The sequence below is a fragment of the Lunatibacter salilacus genome, from assembly GCF_009797935.1.
Lineage (GTDB): Bacteria > Bacteroidota > Bacteroidia > Cytophagales > Cyclobacteriaceae > Lunatibacter > Lunatibacter salilacus.
In genome coordinates this window covers 1-678 of sequence record NZ_VOLC01000057.1, presented here as the reverse complement: position 1 = coordinate 678, position 678 = coordinate 1, and the positions used below count along the sequence as shown (strand labels likewise).

The following is a 678-nucleotide window of genomic DNA, read 5'->3' as shown; positions in this document are numbered from 1 at the left end:
GTGAAACAAATCGCTGCGCCCGCCGCGTGAAAACCGTTGCGCCCGCCGCGTGAAAGTCGTCGCTGCGTGAAATCGATCTGAGAGCGGCCCCTGGAAACAAATTAAAGATTATTTGCAATTCTTTTAATGCCGTCTTTTAAATGTTTGGTATTGAAATTAATCAAAAGCCCCAACTTCTTTTCACTTAGCTTAAGATACGTTAGGGTTTGTGCAAAATGTAGTGGTGCCAGTGTTTCCACTGCTTTGATTTCAACAATAACTTTATTTTCCACCAATAGGTCTAATCGATATGCTACATCAAATTTAATCTCTTTATAATTCATCGGAACCGGTAGTTGCGTCTGAACAAATATTTTCGATTGAACAAGTTCATACTCCAGAGCTTTCTCATAAACTGACTCCAGTAATCCCGGGCCTAAATAATTATGAATTTCAAAAGCTTTGTCCAAAATAATAGTGGCTATTTCGTTTTCACTCATGGCTTAAAAATTTATTAAAAAACATATGAATATATAAATATTCTATGTTCCCTCCAAAAAAGGCTTGCATAGACTCATTCACAATTAAAAATGGGGGGCATGCTGTGGGATTAGCGTAAAAAATGTTTCACGCAGCGGGCGCAGCGGATTACGCGACGGACGCAGAGAATTGGTTTTGAAAAATTGCTAATGTAGACGC

General features: G+C 38.9%; 1 protein-coding gene. It reads right to left on the bottom strand.

The window, feature by feature from the left end; all coding sequences use genetic code 11:
- Positions 1-101 precede the first annotated feature (101 nt).
- Positions 102-479, bottom strand: a complete 378-nt coding sequence (locus FQ608_RS27105; RefSeq protein WP_158861643.1) for a GxxExxY protein — start codon at positions 477-479, stop codon at positions 102-104.
- Between the last annotated feature and the right edge of the window lie 199 nt (positions 480-678).

Coding starts and splice junctions, on each gene's coding strand:
- FQ608_RS27105 (WP_158861643.1), bottom strand. CDS start 479: ATGAGTGAAAACGAAATAGCCACTATTATTTTGGACAAAGCTTTTGAA.